At 69.2% G+C, this 23731-nt stretch carries 14 protein-coding genes and 3 rRNA genes; 11 read left to right on the top strand and 6 right to left on the bottom strand.

What is annotated here, in order from left to right; all coding sequences use genetic code 11:
* Positions 1 to 39 precede the first annotated feature (39 nt).
* From ACULK2_RS12680 to ACULK2_RS12665, 4 genes are read right to left on the bottom strand one after another with little or no spacing between them, the layout of a single operon-like run.
* Positions 40 to 1512, bottom strand: coding sequence for a carotenoid oxygenase family protein (locus ACULK2_RS12680; protein WP_445968233.1), 1473 nt, complete (start codon positions 1510 to 1512; stop codon positions 40 to 42).
* Entirely contained in the window at positions 1509 to 3056 is a 1548-nt protein-coding gene (crtI, locus tag ACULK2_RS12675) for a phytoene desaturase family protein (protein ID WP_445968232.1), read from the bottom strand. The genes ACULK2_RS12680 and crtI overlap by 4 nt, the downstream gene beginning before the upstream one ends.
* Positions 3057 to 3107: 51 nt before the next feature.
* The gene (locus ACULK2_RS12670) at positions 3108 to 3938 is read right to left on the bottom strand and encodes an aldo/keto reductase (RefSeq protein WP_445968231.1); all 831 of its coding nucleotides are present in this window, start codon (positions 3936 to 3938) and stop codon (positions 3108 to 3110) included.
* Positions 3939 to 3992: 54 nt separating this feature from the next.
* Positions 3993 to 5201, bottom strand: a complete 1209-nt coding sequence (locus tag ACULK2_RS12665; protein WP_445968230.1) for an MFS transporter — start codon at positions 5199 to 5201, stop codon at positions 3993 to 3995.
* A gap of 95 nt (positions 5202 to 5296) precedes the next feature.
* On the opposite strand from ACULK2_RS12665, the gene ACULK2_RS12660 reads away from it, so the two are divergent.
* On the top strand, positions 5297 to 5632 hold the full coding sequence (locus ACULK2_RS12660) for an ArsR/SmtB family transcription factor (protein ID WP_445968229.1): 336 nt from the start codon (positions 5297 to 5299) through the stop codon (positions 5630 to 5632).
* Positions 5629 to 6144: an SRPBCC domain-containing protein gene (locus ACULK2_RS12655; RefSeq protein WP_445968228.1), complete on the top strand. Its 516-nt coding sequence runs from the start codon at positions 5629 to 5631 to the stop codon at positions 6142 to 6144. Before ACULK2_RS12660 ends, ACULK2_RS12655 begins: the two co-directional genes overlap by 4 nt.
* Here the strand turns inward: ACULK2_RS12655 and hrpA are convergent.
* The gene (hrpA, locus tag ACULK2_RS12650; protein WP_445968227.1) at positions 6125 to 10213 is read right to left on the bottom strand and encodes an ATP-dependent RNA helicase HrpA; all 4089 of its coding nucleotides are present in this window, start codon (positions 10211 to 10213) and stop codon (positions 6125 to 6127) included. The genes ACULK2_RS12655 and hrpA overlap by 20 nt on opposite strands.
* Positions 10214 to 10357: 144 nt before the next feature.
* Here hrpA and ACULK2_RS12645 point away from each other — a divergent pair, with 144 nt between their 5' ends.
* From ACULK2_RS12645 to pnuC, 7 genes are all read left to right on the top strand, one after another.
* On the top strand, positions 10358 to 11203 hold the full coding sequence (locus ACULK2_RS12645) for an aldo/keto reductase (protein ID WP_445968226.1): 846 nt from the start codon (positions 10358 to 10360) through the stop codon (positions 11201 to 11203).
* A gap of 583 nt (positions 11204 to 11786) precedes the next feature.
* Positions 11787 to 13320 (top strand): 16S ribosomal RNA (locus tag ACULK2_RS12640).
* A 473-nt stretch (positions 13321 to 13793) separates the two neighbouring features.
* A 23S ribosomal RNA gene (locus ACULK2_RS12635) occupies positions 13794 to 16897 on the top strand.
* A 203-nt stretch (positions 16898 to 17100) separates the two neighbouring features.
* A 5S ribosomal RNA gene (gene rrf, locus ACULK2_RS12630) occupies positions 17101 to 17217 on the top strand.
* The 16S, 23S and 5S rRNA genes sit together here, the layout of an rRNA operon.
* A gap of 161 nt (positions 17218 to 17378) precedes the next feature.
* Positions 17379 to 19352, top strand: coding sequence for a thioredoxin domain-containing protein (locus ACULK2_RS12625; protein WP_445967575.1), 1974 nt, complete (start codon positions 17379 to 17381; stop codon positions 19350 to 19352).
* Between the two features lie 28 nt (positions 19353 to 19380).
* Complete coding sequence (locus ACULK2_RS12620; RefSeq protein WP_445967574.1) at positions 19381 to 19803, top strand: DUF3054 domain-containing protein; 423 nt, start codon at positions 19381 to 19383, stop codon at positions 19801 to 19803.
* Positions 19800 to 20474 (top strand): nicotinamide riboside transporter PnuC, encoded by a 675-nt coding sequence (pnuC, locus tag ACULK2_RS12615; protein WP_445967573.1) that lies wholly within the window; start codon positions 19800 to 19802, stop codon positions 20472 to 20474. Before ACULK2_RS12620 ends, pnuC begins: the two co-directional genes overlap by 4 nt.
* 51 nt (positions 20475 to 20525) lie before the next feature.
* Here the strand turns inward: pnuC and ACULK2_RS12610 are convergent, their stop codons facing one another.
* Positions 20526 to 20858: a hypothetical protein gene (locus ACULK2_RS12610; protein ID WP_445967572.1), complete on the bottom strand. Its 333-nt coding sequence runs from the start codon at positions 20856 to 20858 to the stop codon at positions 20526 to 20528.
* 148 nt (positions 20859 to 21006) lie between these two features.
* On the opposite strand from ACULK2_RS12610, the gene ACULK2_RS12605 reads away from it, so the two are divergent.
* Positions 21007 to 22608, top strand: coding sequence for a DUF7059 domain-containing protein (locus ACULK2_RS12605; RefSeq protein ID WP_445967571.1), 1602 nt, complete (start codon positions 21007 to 21009; stop codon positions 22606 to 22608).
* Between the two features lie 144 nt (positions 22609 to 22752).
* A complete protein-coding gene (locus ACULK2_RS12600; RefSeq protein WP_445967570.1) occupies positions 22753 to 23685 on the top strand; it encodes a DnaJ domain-containing protein in 933 nt (310 codons plus the stop codon).
* Positions 23686 to 23731 lie beyond the last annotated feature (46 nt).

The raw sequence follows: 23731 nt of genomic DNA, 5'->3' as shown, positions 1-23731 counted from the left end.
GGGCACGGGCCGTTGTCTGGGTCCGGGCTGGAAGTCCGGTCACGATCGGGTTGCGCTCGTCCCCTTCCGCGCGCCGCGCCGAACGGCCGGGGGGTCGTAGAACTGGCCGTGGTAGCCGAGCAGCACCGGATGCGGAAGGCGGGCTCGCGCGACCTCGGTGAACGACCCGGCGTCGAGCACCAGCAGGAACGAGGTTCCACGCGCGGCGTCGAGCACCACGGAGAGGACGACGCCGTCGTCCTCGGCGTCGCGGCCGGGGCGCCCGACGAAGACGCCCTCGCCCGGGTGGCAGCCGGGCTCGTGCCAGGTCGCCGTCGCACCTCCCGCGATGTCGATCTTGACGAGCTGGTCGTAGAACCCGCGCCCGTCCCGCACTCCGACGCCGTACACGTAGCGCAGGGCGGGGCTCGTGTTGCGCCGGGCGTAGTCGACGTTCGGCAGCTCGAGGCCGGTCGGGGAGAGCTCGTCCGCGCGCAGGCGCTCGTCGGCGCCGTGCAACGGGACCCGGAGGCGTCGGAGCGTGCCCGGAGGGATCCGCACGTCGGGGTCGGAGAGCCGATGCAGGTAGAACGACTCGATCACGGACGCGTCGTCGTAGGCGACGAGGTCGACGACGACCTCGTCGCCGTCATCGTGGGCGTTCACGTGATGGAACGCGAAGAACGGGTCGGCCGTGGCCGACCGGACGTGATCGCCCGTCGCGCGGTCGAACACGTGGATCCGGGTCCCGCGCTCCGGCTTCCAGCGGAAGTTCTCGATGTACGGGCGCAGCCACAGCAGGAGCGAGATCGGATTGACCACGAGGGGGAACTCGACCAGGACCAGGTACCGCTCCGACATGCCGAAGGAGTGGATGTAGGACGGCTCGCGCACCTCGCGCGAGGCGACGGTCTCGCCTCGCAGCAGTCCGGGATCGCGCGTGTCCACCCGGCGGAAGGCGTAGGTGCTCACGGCGCCGTACCTGGTCACGAGGTTGATCGCCTCGTGACGCGCCTCGTCGACGTGCGGATGGACCGTCGTCATCCGCCCGAAGTCCGACCGGTCCCACCCGGCCACGCCCACGGTCCGGAGCGTCTCGGGGTCGAACTCGACCTGGATCGGCGTCTCGGCGAGCGCGAGGAAGTGCTCGGCGACGCGGGCGATGTTCACCTTCGCGCTGTCGGTGACCTGCGGGTCGAACACCGCCATGGCCCGTGCGAACAGCGACCGGCACGGATCGGTGGCGAACTCGGGGTAGGCGATGCGGCCCTCGTCGCGAGCGATGCGGTAGGACTCGGTCTCGAGGAAGCGATTGGCGTAGGAGACGCGGCCCTCGTGGATCGTGAAGCGATGCAGCATCGCGAGCCCGTCGAACCAGTGGCGGTACCGCTGGGAACCGACCCGGAACGTGCCGGGACCGTTGCGGAGCAGCGATCCCGTGAGCCAGCGGGGCAGGACCCCGTCGACCGGGACGTCGTCGAGTGCGACCTCCGGGCTCTCGCCGAAGCCGTGGATCGCGTAGTCCGCCGTCATCGCACCTCCGCGTCGATCGGTCGGTCCGTCGCCGGCACCCTGCGCGACGTCCGTTCGCCACGCCGGATGAGGTCGGCCGCGATCTTGCCCGATGCCAGAACCGCCGGGATGCCGGCTCCGGGGTGGGTGCCCGCCCCCACCAGGTACAGGCCGTCGACCCGTGCCGATCGATTGTGCGGGCGGAACCACCCGGACTGGAAGAGCGTCGGCTGCAGCGAGAACGCGGCGCCGTGCGGGGTGTTCAGCACGTCTCGGAAGTGCTCGGGACCGATCGCGTGCTCGACCGCCAGGTGCGCGGCGAGCCCCGGCAGGTACCGGCGGTCGAGCGTCTCGATCACGAGGTCGCGGATGCGCCGGGCCTCCGACGCGGGCACGGTCTCGCCGTCGGCGAGCGGCGGAGCTGCGACGAGCACGTACATCGCCTCGCATCCCTCGGGCGCCACCGTGGGGTCGGTCCGCGTCGGCAGGTGGACGTAGAGGAACAGGTCGTCTCCGCTCAGCGGCCGGGCCGCCCGGGCCCGCGCCCTCCTCGAGCGGGGGAACACGCGGCCGAGCACGCGACGGGAGTCGCCCGTCAGGAACAGGTTGTGATGGGCGAGCGGCGTCGCGGGCCAGGTCCGGTCGGCGCCCAGGTAGAGCACGTGCAGCGACATGCTCGGTCGCCCCGCCGGAGGACCCGCACGGCCCCGCGACCGACCGAGCAGCCGTTCGGCGGTGTAGGCCGGATCGGCGTTGGAGACGACGACGTCGGCGTGCCGCTCGCTGCCGTCCTCGAGCCGGACGCCGGTCACGCGGCCCGATCGCACCAGGATGCGCTCCACCGCGGTACCGCACTCGATGCGCCCGCCCAGCCGTTCGAGCAGCGCACCGAGTGCATCGACGATCGCGGCGGTTCCGCCGACCGCGTAGTGCACGCCCCAGCGGCGCTCGAACTCGACGATGAGCGAGTACAGGGCGGGCGTGCGGGCCGGATGACCGCCGATGAGGAGCGGATGGAACGCGAGGGCGCGCCGGAGGAAGGGGTCCCGCACGCAGCCGTCGACGAGGCGTTGCACGCCGAGGGCCGCGCGATGGCGCAGCAGGAACGGGAGCATGCGCAGCATCACGTGCAGCTGCATCATGGGGCGCTCGGTGTAGGGGTAGAAGGCGTCGAAGATGCGACTGATGCGTCCGCTGAGCCGGACGTAGCCCCGCTCGTCGTCGGGGCTCCGGCGCGCGATCTCCTGGCGCATCCGCTCGGGATCGGCGTGGAAGTCGAAGGAGGCGCCGTCCGCGTCGAATGCGCGGTAGAACGGATCGAGCGGCACCAGCCGGACGTGGTCCTCGAGCCGCTCGCCGGCGAGGGCGAACAGCTCCTCGAACATGAACGGAGCGGTCAGGACCGTCGGGCCCCCGTCGAACCGGTATCCGTCGAGCTCGTAGAGGTAGGCCCGCCCGCCGATGCGCTCACGCTGCTCGAGCACCGTGACCTCGTGTCCCGCCGCCGCAAGGCGGATCGCCGCGGCCAGGCCCCCGAACCCGCTTCCGATGACGACCGCCCGCATCCGGTCACCATAACGGCGGCGCGGGTGCCACGCCGTCCATCGTTCGATGGATCAGTCGTCGTCGGGGTCCCGGCCCGTGCGCTCGCCGGACTCGAGGGTCGCGATGGCCGCGACGTCGTCGTCGTCGAGCCGGAAGGAGAAGACGTCGAGGTTCTCGGCGATGCGTTCGGGGCTCGACGCCTTCGGGATCACGATGGTGCCCTGCGCGACGTGCCACGCGAGCACGACCTGCGCGATCGAGCGGCCGTGCTTCGCGGCGATCGGGGCGAGCACGGGGTCTCCGAGCAGTCGCCCGCGCGCGAGCGGCGACCATGCCTCGGTGCGGATGCCGACGCGCTCGTGGAACGCCCGGAGCTCGCGCTGCGGCAGCCACGGGTGCAGCTCGACCTGGTTGACGACGGGCGCGACGCCGGTCTCGTCGATGATCCGCTCGAGGTGGTGCGCGTGGAAGTTGGAGACGCCGATCGAGTTCACGCGCCCCTCGTCGCGCAGGCGCACGAGCGCCCGCCACGTGTCGACGTAGCGGTCGCGCGACGGCACGGGCCAGTGGATGAGGAAGAGGTCGAGGCGGTCGAGTCCGAATCGGACCATCGCCGCGTCGAACGCGGCGAGGGTCTCGTCGTAGCCGTGGTCGTCGTTCCAGACCTTGCTGGTGACGAAGACCTCGTCACGCGGCAGGCCGCACTCGCGGACCGCGGCGCCGGCCTCGGCCTCGTTGCCGTAGAGGGCCGCGGTGTCGAGGTGGCGGTACCCGAGTCCGATGGCGGTGACCGCCAGCCGCGCGGCATCCGCCGCGGGCACCTTGTACATGCCGTAGCCGACCTGCGGGACGGCTCGTCCGTCGGCGAGGGGGATCATCGGTGCGAGGGGCGGATGCGACATCCGTTCGCCTTTCGTCGGGAGCTCGACGGCTCCGGGTCGGTCGGGTCGGTCGGGTCAGCTGGGCGTGATCGCGACCGGCTCGGTGTCGGGGATCGGGCTCGCGTCGCGGCCGCGCAGGTCGGGGTGCCATCGCCGCGCCAGCGCGGGCACGAGGAATCCGAGGAACGCGAGGACGGTCGCCGCCCAGAACGCGCCGACCGCGTCGTAGCCGTCGATGAGGAAGCCGGCGAGCGCGGAGCCGAGCGCGGCGCCGATGAGCTGCCCGGTGCCGACCCATCCGTACGCCTCGGCGGTGTCGGAGAACTTCACGCTCGCCGAGACGATCGCGAACAGCACCGCGAGCGCGGGAGCGATGCCGATGCCGGCGATGAACAGGGTGATCGCGAGCCACCAGAAGTCCATCGAGAACGCCGCGAGCGCGGTGCCCGCGAAGACGATGAACATGCGCCGGGCCGTCGACCACGGCCCGATCGGGACGTGCCCCAGGCCCAGTCCGCCGGCCAGGCTGCCGATCGAGAAGATCGCGAGCACGATGCCGGCGTCGGCGCCGTCGTGTCCGAACGCGGCGACGACGCCCGCCTCGATCGCGGCGCACGCGCCGATGAGGAGGAAGCCGACGATCGTCGCGAGCATGACCGGCGGGCGCAGGAGCACCTTCCCGAAGGCGCGCTTCGAGCGCGGGATGCGCACGCGGCCGAGTTCGGGGGAGGAGATGAACCAGATCCCGCCGACGACCATGAGCACTGCGGCGAGCAGAATGCCCCACACCGTGCCGATCTGCGTCGAGACGAACGTCGTGACGACGGGGCCGACGACCCAGATGATCTCCTGCGCCGAGGCGTCGAGCGAGAACAGCGGCGTGAGCTGCCGCGAGTTGACCATCTTGGGGTAGATGGTGCGCACGGCCGGCTGCACCGGTGGGGTCGCGAGGCCGCAGACGAATCCGATGGCCATGTAGAGGGGCACGGTGAGCGGCAGCACGCCGATCGCGACGACGGACGCCACGCACACGATGAGCGTGAGGATGAGCACCGGTCGCATGCCGAACCGGCCCATGAGGCGGCTCGTCATGGGCCCGGCGATGGCCTGGCCGATCGAGGTGGCGGCCAGCACGAGCCCGGCGGCGCCGTACGAGCCGGTCTGCTGCTCGACGTGCAGCAGGAAGGCGAGCGAGAGCATGCCCGACGGGAACCGTGCCGTCAGCTGGGCGGCGATGATGCGAGCGACGCCCTTGGTCCTGAGGAGATCTGTGTAGCCGGCCACGGTGGCTCGATCCTATCGACGCGGATGCCGCGGGCTCGGCCACGCCGAAGGTATCAGTCCTTCCATATATAACGATGAACTGATAGGATGTCGCCGTGCACGCGTTCGACGTCCTCGGCGACCCGGTGCGCCGCCGCATCCTCGACCTCCTGGCCGACGGCGAGCGACCGGCGGGCGCCGTCGTCGACGTCGTCGCGGCCGAGTTCGGCATCACGCAGCCGGCCGTGTCGCGGCACCTGCGCATCCTGCGCGAACACGGGTTCGCGAGCGTCCGCGCCGAGGGCGCGCGCCGCATCTACGCGCTCGAGCCGACCGGGCTCGACGAGGCATCCGCCGCCCTCGAGCGCTACCGCCGGGTGTGGGCGCAGCGCCTCCACGCCCTGCACACCGAGATCGCGCGCGGACGGCGCGCCCGACGGAAACGCGCATGATGGCCGTGACCGGTGACATCCTGCCCGACGAGCCCGGCTTCGAGCTGCGCTTCGACGACGTCTACGACACCGACCCCGACGACCTGTGGGAGGCGATCACCACCCCCGGACGGCTCGCCCGATGGATGGCGGCCTACCGCGGCGACTTCCGCCCCGGCGGGCGCTGGCAGGCGCTCACGCGCGACGGCGACGTCTACTGCGACGGCGAGGTCGTCGCGTGCGACCGGCCGAACGGGTTCACGACGACGTGGACCGTGGTCGGCGAGGCGCCCACGGTGCTCACCGTGCGCCTCGAGCCCGTCGACGGCGAACGCACGCGGCTGCATCTGCGGCACGAGCACGTCATCCGCGCCGACTACGGGCCCGGCTGGCACACGTATCTCGAGAGCCTCGGCTGGCACCTCGCGGACCCGCTCGCGCCGAAGGATCGTGCCCGGTGGGACGCCCGCTTCGCCGAGCTCGAGCCGGGCTACGCCGCGCGGCTGGCGGCGATCACTCGGCCAACGCCCTGAGGACCCGCTTCACCGACACGGTCTCGGCGGTGCGCAGCTCTTGGGCGAAGAGCCCGACGCGGAGCTCCTCGAGCATCCAGCGCACGCGCACCAGGCGCTCGTCGGCCTCGCGATCGATCGGGAACGTGCCGCCGGCCTTCCCGTAGGCGCTGCGCGCCTGGTCGAACTCGGTCACGAGCTGGCGGTCGCGACCCGGGTTCTCCTGCATCCGGCGAACGCGGAAGGTGATCGCCTCGAGGTAGCGGGGCAGGTGCCGCAACCGGTCGAGTCCGGTCGCCGACACGAAGCCCGGCGGGACGAGGGACTCGAGCTGCGAGCGGGCGTCGGCGAGCGCCGCCATGAGCTGCAGGCTCGACGCCTTCGCGATCGCGCGGTCGGCCTCGCGCGCCGCCACCAGGATCTTCGACACCAGCCCGACGGTCTCGAACATCCGGTCCACGACGTGCGCCGAGACCGCGTCGCGGACGGCCTCGAACTCGGCCCGCGTGCGCACGAGTCCGTCCGGATGGCGCGCGGCGAGCTCCGAGTCGACCACGGCAGCCAGGCAGTCGTCCAGGAGCGCGCGCGGGCCGGCGTAGGCGCTCGACGCGAGCGCGAGCTTCTCCTGGTTCGACAGGTGCTCCTGCACGTAGGCCACGGGCGTGGGCGTCGCGAGGACGAGCAGGCGACGGATGCCCCGGCGCGACGCGCGATCGCGCTCGTCATCGGTCGGGACGAGGCGCAGGGCCACCGACGCGCCCTCGTCGACGAGGGCGGGGTACGCGCGGACGACGTTGCCCGCCTGCCGGGTGTCGACGTGGGACGGGAGCTCGTCCCAGTCCCAGGTCGTGAGACCGGAGCGCTCGGCGAAGGCCGCGGCTGCGGCCCGCCCGTCGCGCGCCGCGCGATCGCCCGCGCCGCCCGGCCCGGCGGGGCGCCCGGTGCCGGCCTCGCCGTTCGTCCCGTTGCCGCGCGAGGGATCGTGGCCGTCGCGGTCCGTCGCGCCGACGGCGGACGCCGGCCCCGCGGCATCCGCCTCGCCTCGACCGCGCCGCCCGGCGGGTGCGCCGGCGAACGTCGAGGCGACCGCCCGACCCGCGCGCTCGGCGAGGCGCGCCTGCAGCGCGCCGAGGTCCTTGTCCTCGCCCACCGGTCGTCCGCGCTCGTCGACCGCGCGGAACGTGACGCGCAGGTGCGGCGGCACTCGCTCGAGGTCGAAGTCATCGGCGGTCACCGGGGCGTACGTGAAGCGCTTGATCACGCCGGCCACGGTCTCGGCGAATGGCGCTCGCGCCTCGCCCGACTCCGGCCCCGCCGGCAGCTCGGCGGCGATCTTCGCCGCCCACTCGGCGGCCGGGACGACCTGGCGCCGGAGCACCTTCGGCAGCGTCCGCAGCATCGCGGTGATGAGCTCGTCGCGGAACCCCGGCACCTGCCAGTCGAACCCGGTCGGCTCGAGGCGGGGGAGGAGCACGAGCGGCACCTGCACGGTCACGCCGTCGTCGTCGGCGCCGGGCTCGAACCGGTAGCGCAGCGTCAGGTTCTGGTCGCCCTGGCGCCACCGGTCGGGGAGCCCGCCGTCGGCCGTCACCTCGTCGACGCCGAGGAGGTCGGCCTTCGTCATCGTCAGCAGGTCGGGACGCGCCCGGTGCTCGGCGCGCCACCAGCGCTCGAACGCGCGGGCGTCCGTGGCATCCGCCGGCACTCGCGCCTCGTAGAACGAGACGACCGCCTCATCGCCCGCGAGCACGTCGCGCCGGCGCGTCCGCTCCTCGAGCTCGCCGAGTTCGCGCCGCAGTTCCCGGTTCCGGCGGATGAACCCGTAGACCTTCCCGTCGAGCCGGTTCCAGTCCCAGTCCTCCTCGACGAGGGCGTGGCGGATGAAGAGCTCGCGCGCGAGCGCTGCGTCGACCCGGGCGAGCTGTATGCGCCGCTTCGGGATGATCGGCACGCCGAAGAGCAGCACCTTCTCGTCGGCGACCGCCGACCCCTGACGACGCTCCCAGCGCGGCGACGAGTACGAGCGCTTCGCGAGCGGCCCGGCGAGCTGCTCGGCCCATGCCGGGTCGATCGCGGCGGCCGTGCGCGCGAACAGGCGGCTCGTCTCGACGAGCTCGGCGGCCATGATCGCGGCCGGGGGCTTCTTCGCGAGTGCCGAGCCCGGGAACACGACGAATCGCGCGTTGCGCGCTCCCGCGAACTCCGCCTGTTGGCGGCGTCCGCGTCGCTCCGACTCCCGCTGGGCGCCGGCGCCGCCGCGGCCGCTCGAGGTGCGGCTGTCGTCGCGGATGCCGATCTGCGACAGCAGGCCCGCGAGCAGCGAGCGGTGGATGCCGTCCGGGTTCGGAGCACCCGCCGTCGTCGCCACGTGCAGGCCGAGCGGCTTCGCGAGCCGGACGAGCTGGCGGTACAGGTCCTGCCACTCGCGCACCCGGAGGTAGTTGAGGAACTCGGTGCGGCACATGCGACGGAACGCACTGCCGGAGAGCTCGCGCTGCTGCTCCTCGAGGTGGTTCCAGAGGTTCAGGAGGGTCAGGAAGTCGCTCGTCGGGTCGACGAACCGCGTGTGCATGGCGTCGGCCTGCTCGCGGCGCTCGAGCGGGCGCTCCCGCGGGTCCTGGATCGTGAGGCCCGCGACGATCGCCAGCACCTCGCGGCTCACGCCCTGCGCCTTCGACTCGAGCACCATGCGCGCGAACCTCGGCTCGATCGGCAGCCGGGCCAGCTGACGCCCGATCCGGGTGAGCTGCGGGCCGCCCGCGGCATCCACCTCGTCGATCGCCCCCAGCTCGCGCAGCAGGTCGACGCCGTCGCGGATGCCGCGCGCATCGGGCGGCGTGAGGAACGGGAAGTCCTCGACCGCGCCCAGTCCGAGCGAGGCCATCTGCAGGATGACCGCCGCGAGGTTCGTCCGCAGGATCTCGGGGTCCGTGAACTCCGGGCGCCGGTCGAAGTCGTCCTCCGAGTAGAGGCGGATGGCGATGCCGTCGCTCGTCCGGCCCGACCGGCCCGAGCGCTGGGAGGCCGAGGCCTGCGAGATCGGCTCGATCGGCAGGCGCTGCACCTTCGAGCGCACCGAGTAGCGGCTGATGCGCGCCGTGCCGGCGTCGACGACGTACCGGATGCCGGGCACCGTCAGGCTCGTCTCGGCGACGTTCGTCGCGAGGACCACCCGGCGCCGGAGCCCCGCGACCTTCGACGGCTCGAATACGCGGTGCTGGTCGGCCGAGGACAGGCGACCGTAGAGGGGGAGCACCTCGGTCAGGTCCGCCGCGCCGCGCCGCGCCGCGTGCACGCGCACGGCGACCTCGGCGTCGCGGATCTCGCTCTCGCCGGAGAGGAACACGAGCACGTCGCCCGGCGCCTCGCGCCCCAGCTCGTCGAGGGCGTCCAGGATGCCGCGCTGGATGTCGCGATCCTCGGCGGCCGCGCCCTCGTCGTCGGCCTCGTCGGTTCCGCCCGAGCCGGCCGACTCGGCGACGAGCGGCCGGTAGCGGACCTCGACCGGGTAGGTGCGGCCGGACACCTCGATGATCGGGGCGGGGACGCCCGCGCCGTCCGCGAAGTGCGCGGCGAAGCTCTCGGGGTCGATGGTCGCGCTCGTGATGATCACGCGCAGGTCCGGACGGCGCGGGAGGAGGCGCTTCAGGTACCCGAGCAGGAAGTCGATGTTCAGGCTGCGCTCGTGCGCCTCGTCGATGATGATCGTGTCGTAGCGGCGGAGGTCGCGATCGCGGTGGATCTCGTTGAGCAGGATGCCGTCGGTCATGACCTTGATGCGCGTGGCCGCGCTCGCGCGATCGGTGAAGCGCACCTGGTAGCCGACGAGGTCGCCGAGTTCGACGCCGAGCTCCTCCGAGACCCGCTCGGCGATCGTGCGCGCCGCGATGCGGCGCGGCTGGGTGTGCGCGATCGACTCGCGCCCCAGCTCGAGACAGATCTTCGGCAGCTGCGTCGTCTTCCCCGAGCCCGTCGCGCCCGCGACGATGACGACCTGGTGATCGCGGATGGCGCGTGCGATGTCGTCGCGTCGACCGCTGACCGGCAGGTCGGCCGGGTACGTGATTGTGGCGGGGACGGGCGCAGGCATAGCCCTCCATCCTAGCGGCGGGCGGGCGCGTTGCCCGGTGGGCGCACGTTCCGGGCTCGCGTGGTGCGCGCGTTCGAGGCTCCGCCCGTTCGCGCCCGGCGAACAGGGGATGGAACTCGGAGCCGAACCGTGTTGCATGACGACATGACCCAGATCTCGACCAACCAGGTCCCTCGCGTCCAACTCAACGACGGGCACTCGATCCCGCAGCTCGGCTTCGGGGTGTTCAAGGTCGAGCCGGCGGACACCGAGCGCATCGTCACGGATGCCCTCGAGGTCGGCTACCGGCACCTGGACACCGCGCGCATCTACGGAAACGAGGAGGGCGTGGGCCGGGCCGTCGCGGCGTCGGGCCTGCCCCGGGAGGAGCTGTACGTCACGACGAAGCTCTGGAACGACGACCAGGGCACGCAGTCGGCCCTCGACGCCTTCGAGGGCAGCCTCGAGCGGCTCGGGCTCGAGTACGTCGATCTCTACCTGATCCACTGGCCGGTTCCCGCGCAGGACCGCTACGTCGAATCGTGGCGTGCGCTCGAGCAGATCCGGGAGTCGGGCCGTGCCCGGTCGATCGGCGTCTCCAACTTCATGGTCCCGCACCTCCAGCGACTCCTCGACGAGACCGAAGTGGTGCCGGCCGTCGACCAGATCGAGCTCCACCCCGCGCACCAGCAGCCGGAGGCGGTCGAGTTCGCGGTCGAGCACGGCATCGCCGTCGAGTCGTGGGGCCCGCTCGGGCAGGGCAAGTACCCGCTGCTCGAGCTCCCCGAGGTGACCGAGGCGGCCGAGGCGCACGGCAAGACGCCGGCGCAGGTCGTCATCCGCTGGCACCTGCAGCGCGGGTTCATCGTGTTCCCCAAGTCGAACCGGCGCGAGCGCATGGCCGAGAACTCCGACGTGCTCGACTTCGCGCTCTCCGAGGGTGAGATGGATCGCATCACCGCGATCGAGCGGGCCGGCCGACTCGGCCCCGACCCGCAGCACTTCGGGTGATCGACGCACGCGATCGGCGCGTGATCGGGGGTTCGGCCGGCCGGCCGGGCCCCCGGCCCGGGCGAGCGGATGGCGCGACACGCGCGGGATCCGAGACCGATTTGTGATCGCGGCGGAGTGCTGCGTATCTTTGAACACGTCGCCGCGGCGGCCGGGAGCGGAAGCCCCGGACGAAGCGGTCAGCACTTAGCCAAACAGCCTCGTAGGCGCTCTTGCGACTCGGTTGCTTCAAGCCTAAGATGACGATTCCACACCTCCTCGATCGAACGCCCTCGGGTCGTCGGTTCGGGTCCTCCAATCGGCACGTCCGGGTGGACGGGATCCGCAGGATGGCGTGGTACAGTGGGGAAGTTGCCCTGGTGTGGCTCGGCTCGGTTTTGAGACGGTCTGCCGGGTGCGTCCGTTCCTTGAGAACTCAACAGCGTGCACTATGTTCAATGCCAATTTTTTGAACCCCGTGTTTTCTGCCTTTTGGTGGGGGACGGGTTTCCTTTGATTGATGGACAATTTGATGTTTTTTTGTCAGTTGTTTCTCTGTCAGTGATTGAACTTGACTGGCCTTTCGGGGTTGGTTGAACCATTTTTTTTGGAGAGTTTGATCCTGGCTCAGGACGAACGCTGGCGGCGTGCTTAACACATGCAAGTCGAACGATGAAGCCTAGCTTGCTGGGTGGATTAGTGGCGAACGGGTGAGTAACACGTGAGTAACCTGCCCTGGACTCTGGGATAACCCCGAGAAATCGGAGCTAATACCGGATAGGACCTTGAGCGGCATCGCTTGGGGTGGAAAGTTTTTTCGGTTTGGGATGGACTCGCGGCCTATCAGCTTGTTGGTGAGGTAATGGCTCACCAAGGCGTCGACGGGTAGCCGGCCTGAGAGGGTGACCGGCCACACTGGGACTGAGACACGGCCCAGACTCCTACGGGAGGCAGCAGTGGGGAATATTGCACAATGGGCGCAAGCCTGATGCAGCAACGCCGCGTGCGGGATGACGGCCTTCGGGTTGTAAACCGCTTTTAGTAAGGAAGAAGGGGGGCCTTCGGGTTTCTTGACGGTACTTGCAGAAAAAGGACCGGCTAACTACGTGCCAGCAGCCGCGGTAATACGTAGGGTCCGAGCGTTGTCCGGAATTATTGGGCGTAAAGAGCTCGTAGGCGGTTTGTCGCGTCTGCTGTGAAATCCCGAGGCTCAACCTCGGGCCTGCAGTGGGTACGGGCAGACTTGAGTGGTGTAGGGGAGACTGGAATTCCTGGTGTAGCGGTGGAATGCGCAGATATCAGGAGGAACACCGATGGCGAAGGCAGGTCTCTGGGCACTTACTGACGCTGAGGAGCGAAAGCGTGGGGAGCGAACAGGATTAGATACCCTGGTAGTCCACGCCGTAAACGTTGGGCGCTAGATGTGGGGACCTTTCCACGGTTTCCGTGTCGTAGCTAACGCATTAAGCGCCCCGCCTGGGGAGTACGGCCGCAAGGCTAAAACTCAAAGGAATTGACGGGGGCCCGCACAAGCGGCGGAGCATGCGGATTAATTCGATGCAACGCGAAGAACCTTACCAAGGCTTGACATGACCGAGAACGCCGCAGAAATGTGGAACTCTTTGGACACTCGGTTACAGGTGGTGCATGGTTGTCGTCAGCTCGTGTCGTGAGATGTTGGGTTAAGTCCCGCAACGAGCGCAACCCTCGTCGCATGTTGCCAGCACGTTATGGTGGGGACTCATGTGAGACTGCCGGGGTCAACTCGGAGGAAGGTGGGGATGACGTCAAATCATCATGCCCCTTATGTCTTGGGCTTCACGCATGCTACAATGGCCGGTACAAAGGGCTGCGATGTCGTAAGGCGGAGCGAATCCCAAAAAGCCGGTCTCAGTTCGGATTGAGGTCTGCAACTCGACCTCATGAAGTCGGAGTCGCTAGTAATCGCAGATCAGCAACGCTGCGGTGAATACGTTCCCGGGCCTTGTACACACCGCCCGTCAAGTCATGAAAGTCGGTAACACCCGAAGCCGGTGGCCTAACCCTTGTGGAGGGAGCCGTCGAAGGTGGGATCGGTGATTAGGACTAAGTCGTAACAAGGTAGCCGTACCGGAAGGTGCGGCTGGATCACCTCCTTTCTAAGGAGCATCTGGAGGCTTTCGGGCCTTCCAGGCGCCGGATCGAGCCGTTCGTGCTCGCCGGTAGCTCATGGGTGGAACATTGACATAGGCATCAGCTGCAAGGGTCTTGACCTAGTACGCCGTCCTTCGGGGTGGTTGGAACGGTGGGGGTCGGCGGGGTTGGTGCGTGCACGCTGTTGGGTCCTGAGGGACCGGACACGGCCTGGTGCCCTTCGGGGTGCGGGGTGGGGATGGTTTCCCTTCAGGCCTTCATCGAAGCCGGCGGTTGCTGGTGGGGGTGGGGGTTCTGGCCGTCTGTTGAGAACTACATAGTGGACGCGAGCATCTTAGATTCAATGTCTTCGGACGTTGGGTCACAAGGTGAGTCGCCGGTTGGGTGCCTTTCGGGGTGCCCGGTTGGCGTATTCACTGGTCAATTTCGCATCCGGGCCTTCGGGTTCGGGTGCACGAATTCGATCGAACTCATGTGATTTCAAGTTTCTAAGAGCAAACGGTGGATGCCTTGGCATCTGGAGCCGAAGAAGGACGTCGTAATCTGCGATAAGCCTCGGGGAGCTGATAAACGAGCTGTGAGCCGAGGATTTCCGAATGGGGAAACCCCGCCAGGCCCTTCGGGTGACCTGGTGACTCCCGCCTGAATGTATAGGGCGGGTAGAGGGAACGTGGGGAAGTGAAACATCTCAGTACCCACAGGAAGAGAAAACAACCGTGATTCCGTGAGTAGTGGCGAGCGAAAGCGGATGAGGCTAAACCGGTCATGTGTGATACCCGGCAGGGGTTGCATGGTCGGGGTTGTGGGACCTCTCTGGTCGATCTGCCGGTCGGCCGCGGTGACGCGTCAGGTATAGACGAATCGGTTTGAATGCCGGACCGGAGTGGGTGTGAGTCCCGTAGTCGAAATGCCTGGCGGCCCGGAGGGGGATCCCAAGTAGCACGGGGCCCGAGAAATCCCGTGTGAATCTGTCAGGACCACCTGATAAGCCTAAATACTCCCAGATGACCGATAGCGGACAAGTACCGTGAGGGAAAGGTGAAAAGTACCCCGGGAGGGGAGTGAAATAGTACCTGAAACCGTTTGCTTACAAACCGTCGGAGCCTCCTTGTTGGGGTGACGGCGTGCCTTTTGAAGAATGAGCCTGCGAGTTAGTGATCTGTGGCGAGGTTAACCCGTGTGGGGTAGCCGTAGCGAAAGCGAGTCTGAATAGGGCGTTTTAGTCGCAGGTTCTAGACCCGAAGCGAAGTGATCTATCCATGGCCAGGTTGAAGCGACGGTAAGACGTCGTGGAGGACCGAACCCACTTAGGTTGAAAACTGAGGGGATGAGCTGTGGATAGGGGTGAAAGGCCAATCAAACTTCGTGATAGCTGGTTCTCTCCGAAATGCATTTAGGTGCAGCGTTGCGTGTTTCTTGCCGGAGGTAGAGCTACTGGATGGCCGATGGGCCTCAACAGGTTACTGACGTCAGCCAAACTCCGAATGCCGGTAAGTGAGAGCGCAGCAGTGAGACGGTGGGGGATAAGCTTCATCGTCGAGAGGGAAACAACCCAGACCACCGACTAAGGTCCCTAAGCGCGTGCTAAGTGGGAAAGGATGTGGAGTTGCACAGACAACCAGGAGGTTGGCTTAGAAGCAGCCACCCTTGAAAGAGTGCGTAATAGCTCACTGGTCAAGTGATTCCGCGCCGACAATGTAACGGGGCTCAAGCACGCCACCGAAGTCGTGGCATTGCCGCATATCGATAGGCCTTCGTGGTCCAGTCGTGGTGATGGGTAGGAGAGCGTCGTGTGCCGGGTGAAGCGGCGGTGGAAACCAGCCGTGGACGGCACACGAGTGAGAATGCAGGCATGAGTAGCGAAAGACGGGTGAGAAACCCGTCCTCCGGAAGACCAAGGGTTCCAGGGTCAAGCTAATCTGCCCTGGGTAAGTCGGGACCTAAGGCGAGGCCGACAGGCGTAGTCGATGGACAACGGGTTGATATTCCCGTACCGGCGAAGAACCGCCCACACGAGATCAGGAGTGCTAAGCATCCCAAGACCTGGTGATGTCCTTCGGGACGGATCCTGGTGGCGGCGTGCGACCCCATCTGGTGGAGTGAGCGTGATAACAGGTGTGACGCAGGAAGGTAGCCCAGCCCGGGCGATGGTTGTCCCGGGGCAAGCGTGTAGGCCGAGTCGTAGGCAAATCCGCGACTCGTACAGGCTGAGACGTGATGCGGATGAAAAGTGGGTGATCCTATGCTGCCGAGAAAAGCATCGACGCGAGGTTCCAGCCGCCCGTACCCCAAACCGACTCAGGTGGTCAGGTAGAGAATACCGAGGAGATCGAGAGAATCGTGGTTAAGGAACTCGGCAAAATGCCCCCGTAACTTCGGGAGAAGGGGGGCCCGATTCGTGAAGGGACTTGCTCCTGGAGCGTTGACGGCCGCAGAGACCAGTGGGAAGCGACTGTTTACTAAAAACACAGGTCCGTGCCAAGTCGCAAGACGATGTATACGGACTGACGCCTGCCCGGTGCTGGAAGGTTAAGAGGACCGGTCAGCTCTTCGGAGCGAAGCTGAGAATTTAAGCCCCAGTAAACGGCGGTGGTAACTATAACCATCCTAAGGTAGCGAAATTCCTTGTCGGGTAAGTTCCGACCTGCACGAATGGCGTAACGACTTCCCAGCTGTCTCAACCGCGAACTCGGCGAAATTGCAGTACGAGTAAAGATGCTCGTTACGCGCAGAAGGACGGAAAGACCCCGTGACCTTTACTACAGCTTGGTATTGGTGTTCGGTGTGGCTTGTGTAGGATAGGTGGGAGACGGTGAAGCGGGCACGCCAGTGTTCGTGGAGTCATTGTTGAAATACCACTCTGGTCACTCTGGATATCTAACTTCGAACCGTGATCCGGTTCAGGGACAGTGCCTGGTGGGTAGTTTAACTGGGGCGGTTGCCTCCCAAAGAGTAACGGAGGCGCCCAAAGGTTCCCTCAACCTGGTTGGCAATCAGGTGGCGAGTGTAAGTGCACAAGGGAGCTTGACTGCGAGACTGACAGGTCGAGCAGGGACGAAAGTCGGGACTAGTGATCCGGCAGTGGCTTGTGGAAGCGCTGTCGCTCAACGGATAAAAGGTACCTCGGGGATAACAGGCTGATCTTGCCCAAGAGTCCATATCGACGGCATGGTTTGGCACCTCGATGTCGGCTCGTCGCATCCTGGGGCTGGAGTAGGTCCCAAGGGTTGGGCTGTTCGCCCATTAAAGCGGTACGCGAGCTGGGTTTAGAACGTCGTGAGACAGTTCGGTCCCTATCCTCTGCGCGCGCAGGAAATTTGAGAGGATCTGACCCTAGTACGAGAGGACCGGGTTGGACGAACCTCTGGTGTGCCAGTTGTTCCGCCAGGAGCACCGCTGGTTAGCTACGTTCGGGATGGATAACCGCTGAAAGCATCTAAGCGGGAAGCCGGCCTCAAGATGAGATTTCCATCCCCTTCGGGGGGAGAGGCTCCCAGCCAGACGACTGGGTTGATAGGCCAGATGTGGAAGCACCGCAAGGTGTGCAGCTGACTGGTACTAATACGCCGACAACTTGACAATCACCACACGTACACCGTTTCAAGGCGGGTGTACGTGGCCTGATGACTCGCGTCCACTCTGTGGTTCCCAACAGACGGAGAACACACCACAACACAACACAGCACACCCCCACCACCCCGGCCCCGGCCGACACCACGGTGGGGGACACCGAGACCACCAACACCCACCCCGCATCCCGGGGCGGGACCAGTTGGTTCCAGAGTTTCGGCGGCCATAGCGCGAGGGAAACGCCCGGACACATTCCGAACCCGGAAGCTAAGACTCGCAGCGCCGATGGTACTGCAGGGGCGACCCTGTGGGAGAGTAGGACACCGCCGGACATTCCTCACGGAAGAGCCGCCCAGAGTTGGGCGGCTCTTCCGCATTTAACCACCCCACCCGCACGGTCGACCGCGCGGCGAGGGCAGGACGCTCTCGCCGACACTACGGCGGTGGGGCGCAAGCCCCGGAACTCCGGTGCAAGCGGGCCTACGCTGGGTCGATGGCGAATCGACTTGCCGAGGCGCTCAGCCCGTACCTCCGCGCGCACGCGGACAATCCCGTCGACTGGTTCCCGTGGGGCGAAGAGGCGTTCGCGCAGGCGCGCCGGCGCGACGTTCCGATCCTGGTCTCGATCGGCTACGCCACGTGCCACTGGTGTCACGTCATGGCCCGCGAGAGCTTCAGCGACCCGGCGATCGCGGACGTGCTGAACGACCGGTTCGTCGCGATCAAGGTCGATCGGGAGGAACTCCCGGAGGTCGATGCGAGCTACCTCGCGGCGGCATCCGCATTCACGAGGGAGCTCGGCTGGCCGCTCACGGTGTTCGCCCGGCCCGACGGACGGGCCTTCTACGCGGGGACGTACTTCCCGCCTCGGGCGCATCCCGGCATGCCCGCATTCCGCGACGTGCTCGAAGCCGTCGATGAGGCGTGGCGCGAGCGCCGTGACGACCTCGATCGCACGGCCGAGGCCGTGGGCGAGGCGATCGCCGCGGCAGCCCGTTCCCGCACGGACGCGCAACTTCCGGCGCGGGCCGCGCTCGACGACGCGGTGCGGCAGCTCGAGGCCGATGAGGACGTCGTGCACGGCGGATTCGGCGTCGCGCCGAAGTTCCCGGTGGCGCCGGTGCTCGGCTTCCTCGCGGTGTCCGGCTCCGACGGTCGTGGGCTCGCGACGCGGACCATGCGGAAGATGGGCGCGTCCCCGCTCCGCGATCCGGTCGAGGGCGGCTTCTTCCGCTACGCCACCCGGGCGGACTGGAGCGACCCGCACTACGAGCGCATGCTCACGGACAATGCGCTCCTGCTCGAAGCCGCCGCCGATCTCGCGACCGGCAGCGATCGGGCCGCGTTCCTCGACGACCTCGCGGCGGGGATCGTGTCGTTCCTCGTCGAGCGGATGCAGCTTCCGGGCGGCGGATTCGCCGCGGCGCAGGACTCCGAGAGCATGATCGACGGCCGGCGCGACGAGGGTGGCTACTACCGGCGGGATGCCGCGGGCAGGGCGGGACTCGAGCCGCCGGCGCTCGATACGAAGCTCCTGACGGGATGGAACGGACTCGCGATCGGCGCGCTCGCGCGCGCCGGGCAGGTGTTCGGCGCCGACCACGCGATCACGGCCGCGCGACGCGCCGCGGATCGTCTCCTCGCCGAGCATGTCCGGGACGACGGGACGCTGGTGCGCGCCTCGCTCGAGGGCCGCGCGTCGGACGCGCCCGCGACGCTCGAGGACACGGGCATGTTCGCGGGCGGCCTGGTTCGGCTCGCCGCGGCGATCGGCGAGGCGAGGTACGCGGTCGCGGCGCGGGATCTCGTCGATGCCGCGGCCGTGGCGGCGGAGCGCTCGACGGCGCGCGACGTGGCGGACGGACCGGTCGGAGGCGACGATGCGCCGACGTCGTCCGTCGTGTCGGCGTCGGGCGAGGAGCCCGGGAGCGCGAGTGCGGCCCCGTTCGCCGCGCCGGGCGGGGGCGACCCGGTGCTCGCGGCGCGCGGACTCGGCTTCGCCGACGACCCGGCCGAGGGCGCCGCGCCGTCCGGGCTCACATCGTGCGCCGATGCGTCGCTCCGGCTCGCGGCGCTGGGCGCGGGCGAACGGTATCGCGAGCTCGCGGAGGCGGGCATGCGGTGGGTGGCGGGCATCGCGCCGACGCGTCCGATCGCGTTCGGGGGCGCCCTCGGCGTGATGGCACGGCTCATCACGCCGCTCGTGCAACTCGTCGTCGTGGTTCCGGACGACGCCATCGGCCGCGCACCCGAGCCCGAACTCATCGGCGAGGCACGGCGGCAGGCGGCATCCGTCACCGTCACCGTGACCGAAGCGCAGGCGGATGCCTTCGCGAGAGCGGGGTTCGAGCTGTTCGAGGGCCGATCGGCCGTCGACGCGCACGCCACGGCGTACCGCTGCCGCTCGTTCGTCTGCGCGCTGCCCGTCACGACGGCCGACGCCCTGCGCGAGCTCGTCGTCGGCTGAGCGGGCCGCAGCGACCTACGATGGTCGCATGCCCGCGCCCGCACGAACCCCGACGTCCCCTGTGGTGACGACGGCCGTGGCCGTCGCGGCCGACGTCGCGCTCGTCGTCGTGTTCGCGGCGATCGGCCGAGCCAGCCATGACGAGGCCGTCGACGCCATCGGGATCTCGGAGACCGCGTGGCCGTTCCTCGTCGGGCTCGCGATCGGTTGGATCGTGGTGCGCGGATGGCGGCATCCGCTCGCCGTCCGACCCACCGGCGTCTCCGCATGGCTCGCGGCGGTCGTCGTGGGCATGCTGCTCAGATTCGCGGTCGGCGCCGGGACGGCCCCGGCGTTCGTGATCGTGGCGTCCCTGACGCTCGCGCTGTTCCTGCTGGGCTGGCGGGCCGTCGCCGCCGCGGTACGACGGGCCCGTTCGCGCGCACGACGCGACGCGGAGGTCGCCCCGTGAATCCGATCGAGTGGTTGTTCGACGCGCAGTTGGTGATCGGCGACCAGGTGATCCTGTGGCGCGAGATCGTCGGCAACGCCTTCGGCCTCGCGTCGGCGGTCGGCGGCCTGCGTCGCAAGGTGTGGGCGTGGCCCGTCGGCATCGTCGGCAACGCGCTGCTCTTCACCGTCTTCCTCGGTGCGGTGTTCGGCACGCCGAACCCGGTGAACCTGCTCGGTCAGGCGGCGCGGCAGGTGATGTTCATCATCGTGTCGATCTACGGCTGGATCCAGTGGTCCCGGAACCGCCACGGCGACGCGTCGGCGCCGGCCGTCACGCCGCGCTGGGCGACCGGGCGCGAACGCGTGCTGCTCGTCGCGCTCCTCATCGGCGGCACGCTCGTGCTCACGCCGATCTTCCGGGCGCTCGGCTCGTTCGAGCCGGTGTGGGCCGACGCGTGGATCTTCATCGGTTCGCTGCTCGCGACGTGGGGCATGGCCCGCGGCTGGACCGAGTTCTGGCTGATCTGGGTCGCGGTCGACGTCGTCGGGGTGCCGCTGCTCGTGAGCGCGGGCTACTACGCGTCGGCGATGCTGTACCTGTTCTACGGCGTCTTCACCCTCATCGGCTTCATCACCTGGATGCGGGTGCAGCGACGAGCGGATGCCGCGACCGCGCCGGCCGCGGCCTGAGCCGGGTCCGAGGTACCGCGGGCCGGATGCACGGCGCTCGCGGCGCCGCTGTCACCAGGCGGTCGGCACCCGCTCGAGCATGCTCCACACGGCCGAGCTGAGCTCGGGGTGGTCGAGCGCGATCTCGCGCAGGATCTCGAACTCGAAGCGCTCCGCTGCGCCGCGGCGCGCGGTCGGGTGGTACGCCCGCGCACGCGCGGGGCTCCAGCGGTCGGAGTGCAGGCGCTCCTCGCGGAGGGTGGCGACGACCTGCTCGTCGACCGACGGGAGCTCGGGCAGGAACGCCCACGGGTCCTCGCCGAGACGGCAGCGCAGTTCGATGAGCGCGGAGAGCTCGTCTCGTGCATCCTGTCGCAGGCGCTCGAGCGTGATCGGCTCTGCCATGTGCGACCTCCCCTCGCTCGTTCGATCGTAACCGACGCTACTTGCCGCGTGTGTCGCGCGGGTTACACGCCATCGCCCGGGATGGACGCCCGGTGACGGGCAGATGTCGAACGGGGGACGCCGCGGGGACGGCTGGTTGAATGGACCGGTGAGCACACCCGCTGGCCGGTCCGCCGAACCGTCCGATCCGTCCACGGACGACGCCGTCGACGCCCTCGCTGCCGACCTCCGGGCGGCGGGGTACACCGTGGCCGCCATCGAGGCGCTCTGGGAACGCGGCGGCGCAGCGTCATCGACGCATCCGGGTGCGGCGCTGCGCCGCGGCCACCGCGTGCCCGCGTTGCGGGCGCTCGAGCGGGTCGAGCCCGGCGAGCCAGGCCTCGCGACGCTCGTTCGGTGCTTCGTGCTGGGCGCCCCCGTGGCATCCGCCGAGCTGGCCGACGCGCTGCCGACCCTCGGGTTCGAGCGTGCGCAGATGCTCGGGATGGTGCGCGCGGACGAAGACCGGGCCGTGCCGGCCATGGACCTCCGGCCGTACGCGTTCGTCGACGCGGGCGGGGCGGGGGAGTGGTGGATCGCGTCGGATCCCGGCGAGCTCGCAACAGGCGGGGCGCTGCCCGAGGAGTACGTGCTCGGGGTCGGCGGTGCATCGATGACGTTGAGCGGCCTGCTCCTGCAGCGACCCGTCGCGACCACGTTCGACCTCGGCACGGGGTGCGGCATCCAGGCCATGCACGCGGCGCGGTTCAGCGAGCGGGTGATCGCGAGCGACATCTCGGAGCGGGCGCTGCGGTTCGCACGGCTGAACGCGCGACTCAACGGCACTGACGGCGTCGAGTTCCGGCTCGGGAGCCTCTACGCGCCGCTGGCCGGCGAGCGCGTGGAACGGATCGTGTCGAACCCGCCGTTCGTGATCACGCCGCGGCGGCAGGACGTTCCGGCATACGACTACCGCGACGGCGGACTCGTCGGTGATGCGATCGTCGAAGCCGTCGTGCGCGGCGCCGCGGACCACCTCGTCGACGGCGGCATCGCGCAGCTCCTCGGCAACTGGGAGTACCGACGAGACGGCGACGATCTGCAGGACGGGCTCGAGCGCGTCGTCGGCTGGGCCGCCGGGTCGGGACTCGAGTACTGGATCGTGGAACGCGAGCGCCAGGATCCGAGCGAGTACGCGGAGACCTGGATCCGCGACGGCGGGACGCGCCCGGGCACCCCCGTGTTCGAGGAACTGCACGGCGCGTGGCTCGAGGACTTCTCGGCGCGCGGCGTCGAATCGGTCGGGTTCGGCTACGTGCTGCTCCGCCGTCCCGCCGACGGCCGTGACGCGACGCTCGCGCGCGCCGAGCGGCTGCACGGACCGCTCGGCGACGTGTCCGGCGGGCTCGCGGCGCACCTCGAGGCGTGCCTGGGGGCATCCGACCTCGTCGCGGCGCTCGACGATGCCGCGCTCCGCAGCCTGCGCGTCGCCGTCGCGGAGGACGTCACCGAGGAGCGGCACCACTGGCCGGGGACCGAGCAGCCGACCGTCATCCTCCTGCGGCAGGGCGGCGGCTTCGGCCGGGTGGTCGACGCGGGCACCGGGCTCGCCGCGCTCGTCGGGGCGGCCGACGGCGAACTGCCGCTCGGCGTGCTCGTCGACGCGATCGCCGACCTGCTCGAGGTCGACCGGGCGGAACTCTGGGACGAGCTCGCGGCCGCGACGCGCGAGCTCGTCGCGGGCGGCCTGCTGCGGCCCGTCGTCGACTGACCCGGCGGGGCCGCCGTCGCCCTGGCGGCGAGCAGCGAACGCCTGCGCTCGCGCCGTGCTCGCACGGTGCTCGCCGGGGCGCTCGCGCACGGCGAGATCCCCGTCGGCGGCGGTATCCTCGTGGCTGCCACCGAAAGCGAGCCCATGCCCGAGTCCCCACTCTCCGATTCGCCCTACGAGGTGCTCGGCGTGCCCGCCGACGCGGATGCCGCGGCGCTGCGCCTCGCGTACCGACGCGCCCTGCGGCACGCCCACCCCGACACGGGCGGCGATGCGGTGCGGTTCCACGCGGTCCAGCGCGCCTGGGAGCTCGTGGGCACGCCCGAGGCGCGTGCGGCGTTCGATCGCGGCTCCGGCGGCGGCATGGCCGAGCCGCAGCACGAGGCGTGGGCGCCCGCGGCGCCCCGGCCCCGACGCGACTCGCGGCCGATGGCGCGCGCCTACGGTCACCCGGGCGGCTGGAGTCGCGAGCGCTACCTCGCCCTCATCCGCGAGTGGGCGGGCCGCGGCGTGACCCTCGAGGACCCGTACGACCCGGCGCTCGTGCGATCGGCGCCGCGCGACATCCGTCACGTGCTCGCCGATGCGCTCGCCGAGGAGGAGACCGCGCGAGCGCTCGCGTCGCTCGGCATCGCGTACACCGTCTGGCACGACATCGCGACGGATGCCGCCGGCCCGGGGCTGCCGCCGAAGCTCGATCACCTCGTGCTCGGACCGACCGGACTCATCGCCATCCAGTCGGAGGACTGGGGCGGCCCGGTGGCGTTCAAGCGGGGCGAGCTCATCGGCGAGGCGCTCGCGGGGGAGCGGCCGATCCGCCTGCTGGCGGCGCGCGCCAAGGCCGTGACGCGCGCGGCGCGCGTCAGGCCGACCGCCCTCGTCGTGGTCGTGCCCGACGAGGACGCGAGCGCCCCGCTCGAGGTGGGCGGGTCGGTGCGCGGCGCCGCGGCCGTGCTCGTGCGGCGGTCGCGGCTGGCGAGCGCGATCCGCGACGGCGTTCCCGGGTCTCCGGTGCTCGGCGGGGCGGACGTCATGGAGATCCGGAGCCGGCTGCAGGCCGCCATCCGCTTCGCCTGAGTGGTTCGGCCGCCGTGGCGGTGCCGATGGGCGGCGACGTCCGAAC

It is taken from the genome of Agromyces molybdatiresistens, from assembly GCF_052748445.2.
Note: the sequence above shows the minus strand (reverse complement) of the source record. Positions and strands in the feature narration are given on the sequence as shown.